The organism is Sphingomonas sp. CROZ-RG-20F-R02-07, from assembly GCF_022662335.1.
GTDB lineage: Bacteria > Pseudomonadota > Alphaproteobacteria > Sphingomonadales > Sphingomonadaceae > Sphingomonas.
The window spans coordinates 100,657-117,979 of record NZ_JAKNQJ010000006.1 but is presented as its reverse complement, the minus strand read 5'-3'; the positions used below and the strand labels follow the sequence as shown (position 1 = coordinate 117,979).

Below are 17,323 nucleotides of genomic sequence, written 5' to 3'. Positions count from 1 at the left end.
GGCATGCGACCTTCCGTGATCCTGGGCATCGAGTCCTCCTGCGACGAAACCGCCGCCGCGCTCGTGCGCAGCGATGGCCGCGTGCTGGCGCATCGGCTGCTCGGGCAGGAGGCGGCGCACGCGCCGTTCGGCGGCGTGGTGCCCGAGATCGCGGCGCGCGCGCATGTCGAGGCGCTGGAGCCGCTCATCGTCGCCGCGCTCCGGGACGCCGGGATGGCGCTGGCGGAGGTGGACGCGATCGCCGCCACCGCTGGGCCGGGGCTGATCGGCGGGGTGATGGTCGGGCTCGTCACCGGCAAGGCGATGGCGCATGCCGCGGGCAAGCCGTTCGTCGCGGTCAACCATCTGGAGGGCCATGCGCTTTCGCCGCGCCTCTCCGATCCCGATCTGGCCTTTCCCTATCTGCTGCTGCTCGTCTCGGGCGGCCATTGCCAATTGCTGCTGGTGCAGGGCGTCGGCCGCTATCGCCGGCTCGCCACCACGATCGACGATGCGGCGGGCGAGGCGTTCGACAAGACCGCCAAGCTGCTGGGCCTGGGCTTCCCCGGCGGCCCCGCCGTGGAGCGCGCCGCCGCGCGAGGGAATCCGGCCGCGGTGCCGCTGCCGCGACCGCTGAAGGGTTCGGCCGAGCCGCATTTCTCGTTCGCTGGGCTGAAGAGCGCGGTGGCGCGCGCCGCCGGACAGCATAGCCCCGAGGATCTCGCCGCGTCGTTCCAGGCCGCGGTGATCGACTGCCTGATCGACCGCACCACGCGGGCGCTGGCGCGCGCCGGCGGCGTGAACGCGCTGGTGGTCGCCGGCGGGGTGGCGGCGAACGGCGCGGTGCGCGCGGCGCTCGCGACGCTGGCGCAGGCGCACGGGCTGCGCTTCGTCGCGCCGCCGCTGTGGCTGTGCACCGACAATGCCGCGATGATCGCCTGGGCGGGCGCCGAGCGTTTCGCCCAAGGCCTGACCGACCCGCTCGACACGCCCGCGCGACCGCGCTGGCCGCTCGATCCGGAGGCCGAGGCGGTGCGTGGCGCAGGAGTGAAGGCATGAGGATCGGCGTGATCGGCGGCGGCGCCTGGGGCACCGCGCTGGCGCAGGTGGCCGCGAATGGCGGGCGCGACGTGCTGCTCTGGGCGCGCGAGCCCGAGGTGGTGGCGGGCATCAACGCCGCGCACGAGAATCGCGCGTTCCTGGCCGGCGTGCCGCTTTCCCCCATGATCCGCGCGACCGGCGATCTCGCCGATCTCGCCGGCCATGATGCGCTGTTGGTGGTGGCGCCAGCGCAGCATGTCGGCGCGGTGCTGGCGCAAACCCCGGTGGACGGCGCCGCGCTGGTGCTGTGCGCAAAGGGGATCGAGGCGGGCAGCAAGCGGCTGGTGGGCGAGGTCGCGCGCGCGGCGCACCCGCAGGCGCCGATCGCAGTGCTGTCGGGCCCCACCTTCGCGCACGAGGTGGCGGCCGGCTTGCCGACCGCGGTGACGCTCGCCTGCGCCGACGGACCGTTGCGCGAACGCTTGGCCGACCGGCTCGCCGCGCCGCATTTCCGCCCCTATGCCAGCAGCGACGTGGTGGGCGCCGAGATCGGCGGCGCGGTGAAGAACGTGCTCGCGATCGCCTGCGGCGTGGTGGAGGGCGCGGGGCTCGGCCAGAACGCGCGCGCCGCGCTGATCGCGCGCGGCTTTGCCGAGATGACGCGGTTCGGCCTCGCGCGCGGCGGCCGGGCGGAGACGCTCGGCGGCCTGTCGGGGCTCGGCGATCTCGTGCTCACCTGCTCGTCCACCGCCTCGCGCAACTTCTCGCTGGGCCTCGGCCTCGGCCGCGGCGGATCGGCCGCCGCGCTGCTCGCCGACCGCCGCACCGTGGCGGAGGGCGCCTTCACCGCCCCCGTGCTGCGCGAGGCCGCCGCGGACGCCGGCGTCGACATGCCGGTGACGCAGGCCGTGTGCCGGCTGCTGGAAGGCACGGCGATCGGCGACGTGATCGGCGATTTGCTGGCGCGCCCGCTCCGCGCGGAGGGGTGAGGGGCGGGGGGGGGGCTGGACGTCGCTTATTGCCTTACCGAGCTGTATTCTCATTTGGTTTACGCCACGAACAAAGACATGTGGCCTTGTTTTCAAGACTTTTATAGAAAACCTGTGCCCTCTCTCTCGTTGTACGCGTCCAAGGAGAGCAGCGCATAAAGAAGATTGTTCTGCATTTGCTGTTCTCCGAAAATCCGAAACCCGGACGGGGGTTGCATGATACAAGTCCTCTCCTGGCGGGATGACGCCAACCAAGGTAGAGGGCTTGCCGCGCAAAACGGGAAGATCTGGCAGGGATCGGGCAGGGGCGGCAGGATCCGGGCTGAAACCGATTGTCACCCGATTAATCGTTACCTTATGTCCGCCTAAATTAGCACTTTGTCCCGGCATAAGGAGGCGAAGCGATTTTGGATCGTTGAGTTGCCGAAAATAAACAAAAGTAAGGCAAGCTCGCCGGCCAAAACCATCTTCCGTTTTTGACAAATAGCGGCACGTCGCCACCCCAGTTCTTGAATTGTATGGTTTCTCTCAGACTCTCGCCCACTGGGTGCCGAGCCTAAATTCAGTCGCTGGCGCCTCAGCGACTCGTAGTTGTCCAGAGCGGTTGCCATGCCAGACTCGAAAGCGCCCCCCATAAGATACAGCTTGAACAGACCGAACACATATTGATGGCTTCCTACAGGAACGACTAAAGCCGTGCCGAGCTCTTGCTCATAACCTCCTGTGGGGAACGACTCAAAGAAGCGGGTCTTCCATATTGTTCGGCTGACGACTTGTCTGCCATCCACTATGGCGCAAACGGATATCCAAATTTGCCCACCGACTACCGAAGCAGCCACTGAGCAATACCGGCGCGGTAACCAGCACAACGAGGTGAGCGCCGTATCTTGTTCGGAGACTTGTCAAATAGCCACTCAGTGAAGAAGTACCCTTGCTGCAGAAAGGCGCAACCGAACCCGCAAAGCCGACGCTGAACCATGCGTCATCAGGAGGCAAGCCGATGTGAGCAGGTAACGACAGCCACTTGAGACCCTCCTAGATGACCGACCACGATCCACCGCCGCCTCCCGCGCCCCTTCAGGTCACGCGAACCCGCCGCCGCTTACCCCGACACCCGTTCGATCAGCGCCATCGCGCCATGCGGCGCGCGGACCTTGGCGCCGTTGATGAAGAAGAGGAACGTCTCGCGCGGGCGTTGCTCCGGCGGGGTCGGGTCGGCATAGGGCAGCCCGTCGGGCTGGCCGCCGCCCGCCCAGATCCGCGCGGCCTCCGCCCAGCGGTCCAGCGCGTCGGGCGCATAGCCGGTGGGGATGGGCTCCTCGGCATTTTCCAGCCGGGCATAGACGAAATCGCCCGTCACGTCGGCGATCGCGGGATGGTCGGCCGAATCGGCATACACGATCGCCACCCCCGCCGCGCGGCACAGGGCGACGAATTCGGGCACCGCGAAGCTTTCGTGGCGCACCTGCACCGCATGGCGCAGCGCGATCCCGTCCTGCTCGGCGGGCAGGAGCTTGAGGAACGCGCCGAAATCCTCGGCATCGAACGCCTTGGTCGCCATGAACTGCCACAGGATCGGCCCCAGCCGGTCGCCCAGTTCGACGATGCCCTGTCCGGTGAAGCGCGCGATCGATTCGCCCGCATCCGCCAGCACCTTGCGGTTGGTGCAGTAACGCGACGCCTTCAGCGTGAAGACGAATCCGTCCGGCACCGCCTTGGCCCAGGCGGCAAAGGTTGCAGGCTTCTGGCTGCCATAATAGGTGCCGTTCACCTCGATCGCGGTGACGTGTGTGGCAGCATAGTCGAGCTCGCGCTTCTGCGGCCATTTGTCGGGAAAGAAGGTCCCGCGCCAGGGCTCGTACGTCCAGCCTCCGATGCCGATGCGAATCGCTGCCTGCGTCATCGTGCCGGTATAGCGCCGCCGCCGCTGCGCCGCCACGCGGGGGATGGGAACGCCGCGGCGCCCCCATCCCCCGCGTCTAGGTCCGCGCCGGAAAGGCGAAGCCGATCGGCTGGATCGCGGCGGCGTCCTGCTTCAACCGCGAGGCCATCTGCGCATAGTCGCGCTCCATCTCGGGCGTCACCGAGGCGCGTGCCTCGGTGAGCGCCGCCTCGAAATCGGCCATCGTCACGCTGCGGCTCTCCAGGCTGCGGCGCAGCGCCACGAGCCCGGCGCGGCGCACCACATCCTCGAGGTCCGCGCCGGTGAACCGCTCGGTGCGCTCCGCCACCACGTCCAGATCGACGTCGCCGTCGAGCGGCATCTTCTGCGTCTGGATGCCGAGGATCCGCCGCCGCCCCGCCCGATCGGGCACGCCGACATAGATCAGCTCGTCGAACCGCCCCGGCCGCAGCAGCGCAGGGTCGACCAGATTGGGGCGGTTGGTGGCGCCGATCACCACCACCGATTGCAGCTCCTCGAGCCCGTCCATCTCGGCCAAGATCGTGTTCACCACGCGTTCGGTCACCTGCGGCTCGCCCAGGCCACCGCCGCGCGCGGGCACCAGCGAATCGAGCTCGTCGATGAAGATCACGCACGGCGCCACCTGCCGTGCGCGGGCGAACAGCCGCGCGATCTGCTGCTCGCTCTCGCCATACCATTTGCTCAGCAGGTCGCTCGATTTGGTGGCGATGAAATTGGCCTGCGCCTCGCGCGCGACCGCCTTGGCCAACAGCGTCTTGCCGGTGCCCGGCGGGCCGTAGAGCAGGAACCCCTTGGCCGGGCGGATGCCGAGCCGGCGGAACGCATCGGGGTCCTTCAGCGGCAGCTCGACGCCTTCCTTCAGCCGCATCTGCGCATCGTCCAGCCCGCCGACATCGGTCCAGGCGACGTTGGGCGCCTGGACCATCACCTCGCGCATCGCGCTCGGCTGGACGCGTTTGAGCGCCTCCAGGAAGTCCTCGCGCGTCACCGACAGGTCGTCGAGCACGTCGGCGGGGATCGTCCGCTCCTCCAGGTTGAGCCGCGGCATGATCCGGCGCACCGCCTCGATCGCCGCCTCGCGCGCCAACGCCGCCAGATCCGCGCCGACGAATCCGAAGGTGGTGCGCGCCAGCTCGTCGAGATCGACGCGGTCGCCGAGCGGCATGCCGCGGGTGTGGATGCCGATGATCTCGCGCCGCCCGCGCTCGTCGGGCACGCCGACCACGATCTCTCGGTCGAACCGGCCCGGCCGCCGAAGCGCCTCGTCGATCGCCTCGGGCCGGTTGGTCGCGGCGATCACGACGAGGTTCGCGCGCGCCTCCAGCCCGTCCATCAGCGTCAGCAGCTGCGCGACGAGGCGCTTCTCCGCCTCCCCCGACACCTGTCCGCGCTTGGGTGCGATCGAATCGATCTCGTCGATGAACACGATGGAGGGCGCGTTTTTGGTCGCCTCCTCGAACACGTCGCGCAACCGCTTTTCCGATTCGCCGTACGCCGAGCCCATGATCTCGGGTCCGTTGACGAGGAAGAACTGCGCGTCCGATTCGTTGGCCACCGCACGCGCCAGCCGCGTCTTGCCCGTGCCCGGCGGGCCATAGAGCAACAGCCCCTTGGGCGGATCGACGCCCAGGCGCTGGAACAGCTCGGGATAGCGGAGCGGCAGCTCGACCATCTCGCGCAGCTGGTCGATCGTCTGGCCCATGCCGCCGATATCGTCATAGGTGACGTCGGCGCGGCGCGCGGCGGCGGGCTCCTCATATTCGGCGCGCAGCTCGATCTCGGTCGTCTCGTCGATATGGACGATGCCCTTGGGGCTGGCCGCCACCACCAGCAGGCGGATCTCCTGCAGCGCATAGGCGGGCGCGTTCATGAACTGGCGGACGTGCGGCGGCACGTTGCCGACGCGCTGGTGCCCCGCCGTCGTCACCACGTCGCCCTGCGCCAGCGGCCGGCCCAGAAAGGTGCGCTTCAGCGCGTTGGTCGATCCCTGCAACCGCAGATTCTGCTGGGCGGGGGCGAAGACGACGCGCGTCGCGGGCTTGGATTCGGCCTTGCGCACCTCGACGAAATCGCCCGAGCCGACGCCGGCATTGGCGCGCTGGAGGCCGTCGAGACGGATGATGTCCAGCCCCTCGTCTTCGTCATAGGGAAAAACGGCACGCGCGGGTGTCGACTGCTTGCCGACGATCTCGATCACGTCGCCTTCGCCGATCTGGAGCGCGGCCAGCAGCGTGCGCGGCAGATGCGCGAGACCCCGCCCGCTATCCTCGGGCCGGCTGTTCGCCACCTGTATCTTGCGCATCGCCGCGTCCCCGTCCGCCATATCCGTTCTTCCGTCCCGTAACGCACCCAAGGGCGTGAGATGGGAACGCAGGTCCGCGGTTGCGAGGGACAAAAAAAGGGCCGACCCGAAGGCCGACCCGTGAAAGTTTTTAGGAGAGGATGCCTGAAAGGCCTGTTCCGAATGCCGCGCGGACGATCATGTTGCAAGTGCGAAGGGCAATGCTATGATTGCAATTGTTGCAATCGTACGTTAGCGCTACCGGCATAGGGAGAGGGGGAAGGATGCGCAGGCTGCCGCCACTCGGCGCGATCGAGGCGTTCGTGCAGGTCGCGCGGCTCGGCTCGATCAAGGCCGCCGCGCAGGAACTGGCGCTGTCCGCCCCCGCGCTCAGCCGGCGGGTGCAGAGCCTCGAACGCTTCATCGGCAAGCCGCTGTTCGATCGGCGCCACCAGGCGATGTCGCCCAATGCGGATGGCGAGCGGCTGCTCGGGCAGATCGCGCCCGTGCTCGATCAGCTCTCCGACGCGGTGGAGGCGATGACGAGCGGTGGCGACGTGCTGCGGCTGCGGCTGGGCGTGCTGCCGCTCTTCGCCTCGCAGCGGCTGTTCCCGCGTCTGGGCTCGCTGCGCCTCGCGCATCCCGAGCTGCATCTCGACATCGACACCGCCGCGCACGGCATCGCCCGGCTGGGCGAGGGGCTGGATGCGGTGATCGCGCTGGCGCGCGAGATCGATCCCGCGCTCTATGCCAAGCGGCTCGATCGCAATTCGGTATATCTGATCGGCGCGAAGACGCTGCTCGACGGCCCCGATCCGATCACCCGCCCCGAACAAATTTCCGGGCTGACTGCGCTGGTACACCGCGAGATGTCGGAGAATTTCACCGCCTGGCGCACCCAGGCCGGGCTGGAAGGAATCGAGCCGCTGGCGATCGACCTGTTCGATTCGGGGCCGCTGATGCTGGAGGCCGCCGCGCAGGGGCTGGGCGTCGCGTTCATGCACCAGAGCCATTTCGCCGACGCCGCCGATCCGCGGCTGGTGCAATTGTTCGATATCTCGGTCGAAAGCCCGTACAGCTATTGGTTCGTCTGCCGCCCGCGCGCGCTGCTGCAGAAACCCGTGCGCCTGTTCCGCGACTGGCTGATCGAAACGCTGGCGGACGAGAAGGCCTGAACCCGCTCGCCCGCCCGCGGATCAGGCCGCGCGCATCTTGACGATCTTGCCCGGCTCGCGCGGCGGCTCGCCCTTGGGCAGCGCGTCGATCAGCGCCATGCCGTCGGTCACTTCGCCCCACACGGTATATTGCTTGTCGAGGAAGCGGGCATCGTCGAACACGATGAAGAACTGCGAATTGGCCGAGTTCGGATCGTTGGTGCGCGCCATCGAGCACACGCCGCGCACATGCGGCTCGGCCGAGAATTCGGCCTTCAGGTTCGGCTTGTCGCTGCCGTGCATGCCGGTGCCGGTGGGATCGCCGCCCTGCGCCATGAAGCCCGGGATCACACGGTGAAACACGACGCCGTCGTAAAAGCCCTCGTTCGCCAGTTCGGCGATACGCTTGACATGCTCGGGCGCCAGATCGGGGCGCAGCTTGATCGTCACGTCGCCGCCGCCGCCGGCATTGGCATCCAGAGTCATCGTCAGCGTCTCGGGGGTATCGGCCATGAAAGGGTCTCCTAAAAAAGTGTTGGCGATCAGATAGGGAGCGCGAGCGCCGCTGGCAAACGCGCGACTTCGCGGCTAGGCAGCGGCATCCGGACGGGAGGCGCGCCATGACCGACACCGAGCTTGCCCCGGCCCCTGGCCAGGTGGAAAGCGAGACCCAGCTCGATCGCGACGATCGGCTGAGACCCGAATTCGTCCGCGCGGTGAACGACGCGGTCGAGGCGGGCGACACCGAGGGCGCGCGCGCGCTGGTCGAGCCGCTCCACCCCGCCGACATCGCCGATCTGTTCGAGCTGACCCCGCGCGAGGATCGCGCCGATCTTGCCCACGCGGTCGCCGATCTGCTCGACGGCGACGTGTTCGCCGAGATGAACGATTATGTCCGCGAGGACCTGATCGACGCGCTCGAACCGCACGAGGTGGCCGACCTCGCCGCCGAGCTCGACACCGACGATGCGGTGGCGATCATCGAGGACATGGAGCCCGCCGAGCAGCGCGAGGTGCTCCGTGCGATGGAGCCCGACGACCGCGCCGCCATTGAGGAGGCGCTCTCCTATCCCGAGGAGACCGCCGGCCGCCTGATGCAGCGCGAGCTGATCGCGGTGCCCGAACATTGGACCGTCGGCGACGCGATCGACTATCTGCGCGGCCATGAAGAACTGACGACCGATTTCTGGGAAATCTTCGTCGTCGATCCCGCGCACAAGCCGGTCGGCACGGTCGCGCTCTCTTGGATCCTGCGCACCCCGCGCGGGATCGCGATCGGCGACGTGATGAAGCGCGAACAGACGCTGATCCCAGTCGACATGGATCAGGAAGAGGTAGCGCTGCGCTTCCAGAAATACGCGCTGATCTCGGCCGCGGTGGTGGATCAGGCCGGCCGCCTCGTCGGCATGATAACCGTCGACGACATCGTCCACATCATCCAGCAGGAGGCGGGCGAGGACGTGCTGCGCCTGTCGGGCGCGGGCGACGGCGACATCAACGAGCCGATCGCGCTGACGGTGCGCACGCGCGTGCTGTGGCTGGTCATCAACTTCTTCACCGCGATGGTCGCCGCCGCGGTCATCGACCTGTTCGATTCGGTAATCGCCGGCTTCGCATTGCTCTCGGCGCTGATGACGATCGTGTCGGGCATGGGCGGCAATGCGGGCACGCAGACGCTCGCCGTCGTCGTGCGCGCGATCGCGACCAACCAGCTCACCGATTCGAACACCTGGTGGATGATCTTCCGCGAATTCCGCATCGCGCTGGCCAACGGGCTCATGCTCGGGCTGATGATCGGCGGCGGTGCGTTCGTCATCTATCACAACGCGCCGCTGGCGCTGGTCTTCGGCGCGTCGATCCTCATCAACAACCTCGTCGCGGGGCTGTCGGGCGTGCTGATCCCGGTCGCGCTCGATCGCTGGCGGCTTGATCCGGCGGTGTCGTCGGCGGTGTTCGTGACGATGATGACCGATTGCCTGGGCTTCGGCGTGTTCCTCGGCCTTGCGACGCTGTTCCACCTTCACGCTTGATCGCGGCGGCCCGACGCCACATCTGCAGCGCGTGCCGCTTCACCTCACCAAAGTCGCGTTCGGGATCACCCAGATCGATCAGCTCGTCGAGCGGCTCGCCGGCCGGGCGCTGGACGGCCCCGTGTTCCTCACCACGCGCTATCTGCCCAAGCGGCACGAGGAGGTCGCCGGCGCCACGGGCGGGGGCGGCTCGCTGTTCTGGATCGTCAAGCACCAGCTCGTCGCGCGCTCGCCGATCCTGGCGTTTGGCGAGGCGGAGGGCGGCCGCGTCGCGATCCATATCAATCCCGCGGTGATCCTCGTCCAAGCGCGGCCCAAGCGCGCGCACCAGGGCTGGCGGTATCTCGAGGGCGCGGACGCGCCCGCCGATCTGGGCGGCGATGCCGACGGGCTGGCGCTGATGCCCGCGGCGCTGGTGGGCAAGCTTGCGGAGCTGGCGCTGATCTGAGGCGCCGGGCAGCGTTTGATGACGCTACGGGATCCGTTCGCCCTGACCTTGTCGAAGGGTCTGTTCGGAACGCGAAGCCACGCCTGCGGAGAGCGTGCTTCGACAGGCTCGGCACGAACGGACCGAGAGACTGGATCAAGCTTACCCGATCCGCTCCAAGTCCCGCAACGCGTCAGCGCCCGCAGGTGACCGTGCCGCCCGGCACGCCGCGGATCGTGCATTTGGGATTGCCGGTAACGGTCACGCTGCCCTGCCCCGCGCTCGTCACGTCGGCGGTGTAGCGGGCGCGTGCCTTGGTGTCGCCGAGCCCCTCCACCCGTACGACCAGGTCCCCCGCATCGAGCGCGCCCGCATCGATCCCGCCGGGCCCGTTCACGATCAGCCGCACCCGCGCCGCATGGCCGCCGCCGATCGCCATCACGCCTGCGCCGATCAGCGTGGCGTCGACCTGCGCGGCGTCGGCGCTGGCGATCGTCAGGCCGCCCGAACCCGCGATCGAGGCGTCGATCCGGTCGCCCTTCATCGCCCCCACCGTCACCTTCGCGCCGCCGATCACCGCCACCATGGACAGCGACGGCGTGGCCAGCGTCACCTGGATGGGCGATGCGGAACCGCCACGCGGCGGTGCGCCCGCCACGCCCGGGCGCATCCGCACGACGAGCGTGGCCCCATCGGTGTGAAGCTCGACATCGTCGATCGTGCGCGGATCGGCCACGATGGTGGCGGCCGGCGACCGGCCGGTCGCCACGCTCACCTGGATCGGCCCGGTGATCCGCAGCCGATCGAAGCTGCCGATGCCGACGCTGCGCTGCGCCGCGAGGGCCAGCGACGAGGACGCGAGCAGGGCGAGGGCGAGAAGCGCGCGGATCATGCCGCCTGCCTCGCACCGATCGCGCGCGCTGCCAAGCCGTCACCCGTTATGGAGTCACCCGCAGCGCACGTCGCCCGAGCCCATCTTCGACACGCTGCATTTCGCGCCGCCGCCGATCGACACGTCGCCCGATCCGACTATCGAGACGCTGGCGCTGCGCCGAACCGTCGCGCGCAGGCCGCCCGATCCCGCGACCGACACGTTCGCCGTCTCGGCGACGAGCGGCCTGGCATCGACATTGCCCGATCCGCCGATCGAGACGTCGAGCTGGTTCGCGCTGCCCGCCGCCTTCACGTCGCCCGATCCGCCGATCGCGAACCGCGCCTTCTGGACGCGCAGCGCGCGGACGTCGAGCGCGCCCGAGCCGCCGATATTGCCGGTAAAGACCGGCCCTTCGGCGCGATCGACCGTGATCGAGCCCGATCCGCCGATATCGGCCCCGCTGATCCGCGGCATCGTCACGACCACGCGGACATGGTCGCCCGTCGTCCACAGGATGTTGCGCCGCGCCTCGATGCGCAGCCCCCGGCCGTCGCGCATGACCTTGAGCTTGTCGAGCGCGGCGGGCGTGCCCGTCGCCACCACCGACCAGCCGCCGCCGACATGCACCGCCACGTCCGCCGCCGCTCCGAGCGCGACCGTGTCGAAACCGTCGGCGGCATAATGCCGCTCGCCCCCGCTGCCGCTCGGCGCGATGCCGGGCTTGCCGTCGTCGTTCCAGTGCGCCGAACAGGCGGCGAGCGGGGCGAGGGCTGCGGCGGGAACGAGCAGGGCGAGGGTCAGGCGACGCATGGTGGATCTCCTTCGTGTGTTGCCACAGCAATACACCCACCGCGCGCGCCTGCAAACGAAAAAGGGCGGCCCCGCAGGACCGCCCCTTTTGCGCGACCGCGCTGCCGCCCGGTCAGGCGGGCAGCTTGTCCTTGTTGTAGATCGCCGCAGCGGCGCGGAGGATCTCGAGGATCTTCTCCTGCGCCTTGGGCTCGTCGACCTCTTCCATCGCGGCCAGTTCGCGCGCGAGGCGGCTGGTGGCGGCCTCGAAGATCTGGCGCTCGGAATAGCTCTGCTCGGGCTGGTCGTCGGCGCGGAACAGATCGCGGACCACTTCGGCGATCGACACCAGGTCGCCCGAGTTGATCTTCGCCTCATATTCCTGCGCGCGCCTGGACCACATGGTGCGCTTCACCTTGGGCTTGCCCTTCAGCGTGTCCATCGCCTCGCGCATCGTCTTTTCGGACGACAGCTTGCGCATGCCGACGCTTTCGGCCTTGTTGGTCGGCACGCGGAGCGTCATCCGCTCCTTTTCGAACCGCAGCACATAGAGTTCGAGGGTCATGCCCGCGATTTCCGAGCGTTGCAGCTCGATCACCCGGCCGACGCCGTGCTTGGGGTAGACGACATAGTCACCGACATCGAAGGACAGAGCCTTGACAGCCATGTAGGGCCTTTCCGTGGATCACGTGCCCGATCGACGCAAAGACCGCGGCGCGAACGCCGCGGACAGGAGACCGACGGGGACGATAGGTTCGAACACACTCCGGAGCGGGCGGCGCATGCCAGCGCGCCCGTCGCGAATGCCATAGCACGCTCGCAACAAAATTACCAGCAATTCGAATCGGTCGCGCGCCCGAGCGCGCCCGCAGCGCGACTCAGTCGCCCGCGCCCGGCTCCGGCGAGAAGAACTTGTCGAACTTGCCCTCGACGCCCTTGTACGCATCCGCATCGGCCGGCGTCTGGTTCGCGTTGCGCGTGACGTTGGGCCATTGCGCGGAGAAGATGGTGTTCAGCTCCAGCCACTGTTCCAGCCCGGATTCGGTATCGGGCAGGATCGCCTCGGCCGGGCATTCGGGCTCGCACACGCCGCAGTCGATGCACTCGCTGGGGTTGATGACGAGCATGTTCTCGCCCTCGTAGAAGCAATCGACCGGACACACCTCGACACAGTCCATGTACTTGCAGCGGATGCAGGCATCGGTGACGACGTAGGTCATTGGTCTCGCTCCCTGTCCGACAACGGGCCGGACGAACGGCCGTCTGCTATGCGCGGTTCCCGATTGCGTCAATCTTGGCCGTGCTCCTGCGAGACGTTCGCACGGCCCGCGAGATCCTCGTAACAGCCCTGCGCCTCCGCCGCCGGCCCCCGGCGCAGCGGCAGCGCGACGACGCGGATCGCGCGCACTCGGCCCTGCGCGGCGAAGGTCAGCACGTTGCCGACGCGCACCGGGCAATGCGCCCGGTCGATCGCGCGGCCGTCGAGCCGCAGATGGCCGTCCTCCGCCAGCGCCTGCGCGACCGTCCGCGTCTTCGCCAGCCGCGCGAACCAGAGGAACCGGTCGAGCCGCATCCCCGCGCCCTCAGCCATGGCGCGCCAGCACCGCGAGCGCGGCAAAGGCGTTGCCCGCCGCGGGCGGCGGCGGCGCGACGGCGCGCACCGGCGGTCGCCCGCGCCACACCCAGCGCGCCTGATCGCCCTTGACGCTGCGAAACCCCAGCTCGGCCATCAGCCGATCGAGGCTGGCGGGTTCGAGGCCGATCGACACCGACAGCGCGGGATCGGGCGCGAACGGCGCGCGCCCGGCACGCGCGTCATGCGCGGCGCGCGCGATCCGCTCGACCAGATCGATCCGCACCGCCTGGTTGCCCAGGGGGCGAAAGCCGGCGGCCAGCGTCGCACCGGCGCCGCCGCGCGGGATCACCGTCGCGCCGGTGGGGGCGCCCGCGACCGACTCGCCGCGCACGCCGAGCAGTGCGACGCGCCACGCCGCGGCGGCGGGTTTGAGGAGTCTGGGATCGAACAGGTCGAGCGCCCCGATCGTCACGCCCATCTGCCGCAGCCGCTTGCGCTCGTCGGGCGACAGCGCGTCGATCGAACCGCGTAGCGGCACGCGCGCGGCGATCCCGCCCGCCGCCTCCAGCCCGCCCGCGACGATCCGCAGCGCCGGCGACGCGGCGGGATCGCGCGCCGCCTCCGCCAGCCGGCCGAGCACGGGCGCGTGGCGCGCGAGCATCGCAGCGAGCCAGCGCTCGATCCGCTCGGCGATCTTTGCACGCACGCCCTTGTCGAGGCAGTCGAGATCGCGTTCGAGAACAAGCTTCGGCCGCGCCAGCGAAGCGCCGAGCGCGAGCGTCGCGACGCGGTGGCCGTTCCACAACACCACGGGCCGGCCTCGCCCATTCTCTCCGTTCGTGTCCAACAACGCTTCGAGCCCGAACGCCGCATCCTCGGCGGCGACCAGCGCCTGCGCACGCCGGGCGCGCTCGCCCACCAGCCGCTTTTCCGCCGCCGCCAGCAACAGCCGCTTGTCGCCCGCGCGCGCATCGCTCGCCACCGTGAAGCGAAACCCGTCGAGGCGGCCGATCGCATGATCCTCGACCATCACCTCGCCCTCGGGCCCGATCACGACGGGCAGCACGCCCGAATCGGCGCCGATCTGGCGCATCAGCGCGGTGGTGCGCTTGTCGACGAAACGCTGCGTCAGACCGGCGTGGAGCGCGTCCGACAATCGCTCCTCCAGCGCGCGGGTGCGTTCGGCCCAAAGTGCGGGATCGGCCAGCCAGTCGCCGCGCTGCGCGATATACGCCCACGTCCGCACCGAGGCGATGCGACCCGCCAGCACCTCGACATCACCCGCCACCGTATCGAGCCGGGCGATCTCGTCGGCGAACCATTGGTGCGGCAGATAGCCGTTGCCCTCGCTCAAATGGCCGAACAGCCGCGAGACGAAGCGCGCATGCGGATCGAGACCCACCTTGCGGAAATCGGGCACGCTCGCCGCCGCCCACAGCCGCGCGACCATGTTCGGCCCGCGCGCCCGGTCGCGCACCCAATGTTCCTCGGCCAGCCGCTTCAGCACGCCCAGATCGATCGCCTGCGGTGCGGCGCGCAGCACGCCCGCGGGCGGCTTGGCCTCCAGGCTGGCGACCAGCGCGTCGATCGAGCGCATGTCGGGCTCGCCGTCGCGCCAGTAGAGCGTCTCCAGCCGCGGGAAGCGATGCTCCTCGATCGCGAGCACCTCTTCGGGCAGGAACGCGCCCGGCCCCTCGTCCACCAGCGCGCCGAACGTGCCGTCGCGCTGGTGACGGCCCGCGCGGCCCGCGATCTGCGCCATCTCGGCGACGGTCAGGCGGCGCTGGCGACGACCGTCGAACTTGTCGAGGCTGGCAAACGCGACATGCGCCACGTCCATGTTGAGCCCCATGCCGATCGCGTCGGTGGCGACCAGATAATCCACCTCGCCCGCCTGGAACATCGCGACCTGCGCGTTGCGCGTGCGCGGGGAGAGCGCGCCCATCACCACCGCCGCGCCGCCGCGCAGCCGCCGCAGCATCTCGGCCACCGCGTACACCTCCTCCGCCGAGAAGGCGACGATGGCGGAGCGCTTGGGCAGCCGGCTGATCTTGCGCGCGCCGGCATAGGTGAGCGTCGAGAAACGCGGGCGGTTGACGATCTCGACATCGGGCACCAGCGCCTTGACCATCGGGCGCAACGCTTCGGAGCCGAGGATCATCGTCTCCTCGCGCCCGCGCTTGCGCAGCAGGCGATCGGTGAAGACATGGCCGCGTTCGGGATCGGCGCCCAGTTGCGCCTCGTCCAGCCCGACGAACGCCACGTCGCGATCGGGCATCGATTCGGCAGTGCACAGGAACCAGCGCGCGTCCTTGGGCACGATGCGCTCCTCGCCGGTTACCAGCGCGACGCGCTCGGGCCCCTTGATCGCCACCACCCGATCATAGATCTCGCGCGCCAGCAGCCGGAGCGGAAAGCCGATCATCCCGCTCGAATGCGCGCACATCCGCTCGACCGCGAGATGCGTCTTCCCCGTGTTGGTGGGCCCGAGCACGGCCGTGACGGCGCCGGAGGACCTGGCGTTCATGGCGTCTAACATCGGGGATCGGGCGCCTGGGCGCAATGGGCGATCCCGTTGGTTTCGCGCCCGAAACCGTTAGGCGCGGCGATGTCACGTCCGGTCGCACCGGGCTCGGCGGTTAATTTGACTTTAGCATGTGCGCGCCACAACGACCGTTCCTGCGCCGGGCAATCGGCACGATCTGGGGTGGTGCGGCGTGTTCCTGCGTGACGAGACCGGGGTGGAGCTGGCGGGCGGCACGAACGCGCGCGGCTTCGGCCGTGCGCTGGCGGTGCCGACCGCGCCCACCACGTCCGCGCGCTTCCATGGCTGGGCCGCGCAGATCGACTGGGTGCCGGATCTGGGCATGCAGGTCGGCACGCGGACCTGGTGGCGCGGCCTCGCCACCTGCACCGCACTGTGCGCCGCCACCTGGGCGCTCTCCCCCGGCTTCGACCGGCCGCTGCCCGGCCTCGTTCCCGCGCCGCTCTCCGGCGCCGCCTGGGAAGAGGGCCGCGCGCAGGGCATCGCCCCGCTCGCCTGGGGCGGCGACACCGGGCGGCACATGGCCGCCAACGACCTCGTCCGCCCGCTCGCCGAAGCGCCCGAACGACCGAGCGTCGATCTCGCCGCGACCCTGGGCGAAGGCGACACGTTCGATCACGCGCTGGTCCGCGCCGGCGTCGGGCGCGCCGATGCGCAGGCCGCCGCCGCGCTGATCGCGCAGGCGGTGCCGCTGGCCGACATCCCCTCGGGCACGCGGATCGCGCTCACGCTCGGGCGCCGATCCAGCCGCACGGTGCCGCGCCCGCTCGACCGACTCGAACTGCGCGCGCGCTTCGATCTGGCGCTCGGCCTGGCGCGCACGGGCGGCACGCTCGCGATGCAGCGCCAGCCGATCGCGGTGGACGCCACGCCGCTGCGCCTCCAGGGGCTGGTCGGCGCCAGCCTGTACCGCGCCGCGCGCGCGGCGGGCGCGCCGGCCAAGGTCGTCGAATCCTTCATCAGGGCGCTGGCGACCAAGATGTCGGTCGGTCGCGACATCGGCGCGTCGGACCGGTTCGACCTGATCGTGGAGCGCGAGCGCGCCGCCACCGGCGAGACGCGGATCGGCCAGCTGCTCTTTGCCGGGATCGACCAGGGGGCGCATGCGGTGCGGCTCGTCCGCTTCGGCGACGACGCGAACACCCCCTGGTACGACGCGAACGGCCAGAGCGAGACGGAGGGGCAGATGGGCATGCCCGTCGCCGGCCATGTCACCTCGGGCTTCGGAATGCGCTTCCATCCGATCCTCGGCTTCACGCGGATGCACAAGGGGATCGACATCGGCGCGCCCTGGGGCACGCCGATCTATGCCGTGGTCGACGGGCAGGTGCAGTTCGCCGGGCGCACCGCGGGTTACGGCAATTTCATCAAGCTGGCCCATGGCGGCGGTCTCGCCACCGGCTATGGCCATCTCAGCCGGATCGCGGTGGCACCGGGATCGCGCGTCGTGCGCGGGCAGGTGATCGGCTATGTCGGGTCGACCGGCATGTCGACCGGCCCGCATCTCCACTGGGAGGTCTGGCGCGGCGGGGTCGCGATCAACCCCGCGACGATCGCCTTCTCGCAGATCTCGCGCCTGTCGGGCGAACGGCTGCGCGCGTTCAAGGCGCGGGTGGCGGACCTGCTCGCGGTGAAGGTCGGCGGCTGAGGCTTGAGACGTTAGCGTGATCGGATCACAAATCCGTTCGTGCTGAGCGTGTCGAAGCACGCTCCC

At 69.5% G+C, this 17,323-nt stretch carries 15 protein-coding genes; 6 read left to right on the top strand and 9 right to left on the bottom strand.

Annotated features, from left to right (window positions below; genetic code table 11):
• The first annotated feature begins 3 nt into the window (after positions 1-3).
• Both tsaD and L8H00_RS11150 read left to right on the top strand, forming a co-directional pair.
• A complete protein-coding gene (gene tsaD, locus L8H00_RS11155; protein WP_242097388.1) occupies positions 4-1,038 on the top strand; it encodes a tRNA (adenosine(37)-N6)-threonylcarbamoyltransferase complex transferase subunit TsaD in 1,035 nt (344 codons plus the stop codon).
• Positions 1,035-2,009: an NAD(P)H-dependent glycerol-3-phosphate dehydrogenase gene (locus L8H00_RS11150; RefSeq protein ID WP_242097387.1), complete on the top strand. Its 975-nt coding sequence runs from the start codon at positions 1,035-1,037 to the stop codon at positions 2,007-2,009. The genes tsaD and L8H00_RS11150 overlap by 4 nt, the downstream gene beginning before the upstream one ends.
• Before the next feature lie 1,102 nt (positions 2,010-3,111).
• Here L8H00_RS11150 and L8H00_RS11145 read toward each other — a convergent pair.
• Both L8H00_RS11145 and L8H00_RS11140 read right to left on the bottom strand, forming a co-directional pair.
• Positions 3,112-3,912: a DUF72 domain-containing protein gene (locus tag L8H00_RS11145; RefSeq protein ID WP_242097511.1), complete on the bottom strand. Its 801-nt coding sequence runs from the start codon at positions 3,910-3,912 to the stop codon at positions 3,112-3,114.
• A 76-nt stretch (positions 3,913-3,988) separates the two neighbouring features.
• A complete protein-coding gene (locus tag L8H00_RS11140) occupies positions 3,989-6,256 on the bottom strand; it encodes a CDC48 family AAA ATPase (RefSeq protein WP_242097386.1) in 2,268 nt (755 codons plus the stop codon).
• A gap of 242 nt (positions 6,257-6,498) precedes the next feature.
• Here L8H00_RS11140 and L8H00_RS11135 point away from each other — a divergent pair, with 242 nt between their 5' ends.
• The gene (locus L8H00_RS11135; RefSeq protein WP_242097384.1) at positions 6,499-7,389 is read left to right on the top strand and encodes a LysR substrate-binding domain-containing protein; all 891 of its coding nucleotides are present in this window, start codon (positions 6,499-6,501) and stop codon (positions 7,387-7,389) included.
• Positions 7,390-7,410: 21 nt separating this feature from the next.
• Here L8H00_RS11135 and L8H00_RS11130 read toward each other — a convergent pair whose 3' ends face one another.
• Complete coding sequence (locus L8H00_RS11130) at positions 7,411-7,881, bottom strand: peptidylprolyl isomerase (RefSeq protein ID WP_242097383.1); 471 nt, start codon at positions 7,879-7,881, stop codon at positions 7,411-7,413.
• 107 nt (positions 7,882-7,988) lie between these two features.
• On the opposite strand from L8H00_RS11130, the gene mgtE reads away from it, so the two are divergent.
• Both mgtE and L8H00_RS11120 read left to right on the top strand, forming a co-directional pair.
• A complete protein-coding gene (gene mgtE, locus L8H00_RS11125; RefSeq protein ID WP_242097381.1) occupies positions 7,989-9,398 on the top strand; it encodes a magnesium transporter in 1,410 nt (469 codons plus the stop codon).
• 31 nt (positions 9,399-9,429) lie between these two features.
• Complete coding sequence (locus L8H00_RS11120; protein WP_242097510.1) at positions 9,430-9,846, top strand: DUF1489 domain-containing protein; 417 nt, start codon at positions 9,430-9,432, stop codon at positions 9,844-9,846.
• Positions 9,847-10,018: 172 nt separating this feature from the next.
• On the opposite strand, the gene L8H00_RS11115 is transcribed toward L8H00_RS11120, so the two are convergent.
• The 6 genes from L8H00_RS11115 to L8H00_RS11090 all read right to left on the bottom strand — a co-directional run bounded on the left by L8H00_RS11115 (position 10,019) and on the right by L8H00_RS11090 (position 15,591).
• Positions 10,019-10,717, bottom strand: coding sequence for a DUF2807 domain-containing protein (locus L8H00_RS11115; protein ID WP_242097379.1), 699 nt, complete (start codon positions 10,715-10,717; stop codon positions 10,019-10,021).
• Between the two features lie 54 nt (positions 10,718-10,771).
• On the bottom strand, positions 10,772-11,509 hold the full coding sequence (locus L8H00_RS11110) for a head GIN domain-containing protein (RefSeq protein WP_242097377.1): 738 nt from the start codon (positions 11,507-11,509) through the stop codon (positions 10,772-10,774).
• Between the two features lie 112 nt (positions 11,510-11,621).
• On the bottom strand, positions 11,622-12,155 hold the full coding sequence (locus L8H00_RS11105; protein ID WP_242097376.1) for a CarD family transcriptional regulator: 534 nt from the start codon (positions 12,153-12,155) through the stop codon (positions 11,622-11,624).
• 211 nt (positions 12,156-12,366) lie between these two features.
• A complete protein-coding gene (fdxA, locus tag L8H00_RS11100; RefSeq protein ID WP_242097374.1) occupies positions 12,367-12,708 on the bottom strand; it encodes a ferredoxin FdxA in 342 nt (113 codons plus the stop codon).
• 68 nt (positions 12,709-12,776) lie between these two features.
• A complete protein-coding gene (locus tag L8H00_RS11095) occupies positions 12,777-13,079 on the bottom strand; it encodes an RNA-binding S4 domain-containing protein (RefSeq protein ID WP_242097372.1) in 303 nt (100 codons plus the stop codon).
• On the bottom strand, positions 13,072-15,591 hold the full coding sequence (locus tag L8H00_RS11090) for a helicase-related protein (protein ID WP_242097371.1): 2,520 nt from the start codon (positions 15,589-15,591) through the stop codon (positions 13,072-13,074). Before L8H00_RS11090 ends, L8H00_RS11095 begins: the two co-directional genes overlap by 8 nt.
• 130 nt (positions 15,592-15,721) lie before the next feature.
• Between L8H00_RS11090 and L8H00_RS11085 the strand changes: the two genes are divergently transcribed.
• The gene (locus L8H00_RS11085) at positions 15,722-17,257 is read left to right on the top strand and encodes a M23 family metallopeptidase (RefSeq protein WP_347340727.1); all 1,536 of its coding nucleotides are present in this window, start codon (positions 15,722-15,724) and stop codon (positions 17,255-17,257) included.
• The last annotated feature ends 66 nt before the right edge of the window (positions 17,258-17,323 follow it).

What these genes read in the sequence shown, in the direction of transcription:
- L8H00_RS11145 (WP_242097511.1), bottom strand. Translation starts at nt 3,912, where the DNA reads ATGACGCAGGCAGCGATTCGCATCGGCATCGGAGGCTGGACGTACGAG.
- L8H00_RS11095 (WP_242097372.1), bottom strand. Translation starts at nt 13,079, where the DNA reads ATGGCTGAGGGCGCGGGGATGCGGCTCGACCGGTTCCTCTGGTTCGCG.
- L8H00_RS11135 (WP_242097384.1), top strand. Translation starts at nt 6,499, where the DNA reads ATGCGCAGGCTGCCGCCACTCGGCGCGATCGAGGCGTTCGTGCAGGTC.
- mgtE (WP_242097381.1), top strand. Translation starts at nt 7,989, where the DNA reads ATGACCGACACCGAGCTTGCCCCGGCCCCTGGCCAGGTGGAAAGCGAG.
- L8H00_RS11110 (WP_242097377.1), bottom strand. Translation starts at nt 11,509, where the DNA reads ATGCGTCGCCTGACCCTCGCCCTGCTCGTTCCCGCCGCAGCCCTCGCC.
- tsaD (WP_242097388.1), top strand. Translation starts at nt 4, where the DNA reads ATGCGACCTTCCGTGATCCTGGGCATCGAGTCCTCCTGCGACGAAACC.
- L8H00_RS11150 (WP_242097387.1), top strand. Translation starts at nt 1,035, where the DNA reads ATGAGGATCGGCGTGATCGGCGGCGGCGCCTGGGGCACCGCGCTGGCG.
- L8H00_RS11115 (WP_242097379.1), bottom strand. Translation starts at nt 10,717, where the DNA reads ATGATCCGCGCGCTTCTCGCCCTCGCCCTGCTCGCGTCCTCGTCGCTG.
- L8H00_RS11140 (WP_242097386.1), bottom strand. Translation starts at nt 6,256, where the DNA reads ATGGCGGACGGGGACGCGGCGATGCGCAAGATACAGGTGGCGAACAGC.
- L8H00_RS11090 (WP_242097371.1), bottom strand. Translation starts at nt 15,591, where the DNA reads ATGAACGCCAGGTCCTCCGGCGCCGTCACGGCCGTGCTCGGGCCCACC.
- fdxA (WP_242097374.1), bottom strand. Translation starts at nt 12,708, where the DNA reads ATGACCTACGTCGTCACCGATGCCTGCATCCGCTGCAAGTACATGGAC.
- L8H00_RS11130 (WP_242097383.1), bottom strand. Translation starts at nt 7,881, where the DNA reads ATGGCCGATACCCCCGAGACGCTGACGATGACTCTGGATGCCAATGCC.
- L8H00_RS11105 (WP_242097376.1), bottom strand. Translation starts at nt 12,155, where the DNA reads ATGGCTGTCAAGGCTCTGTCCTTCGATGTCGGTGACTATGTCGTCTAC.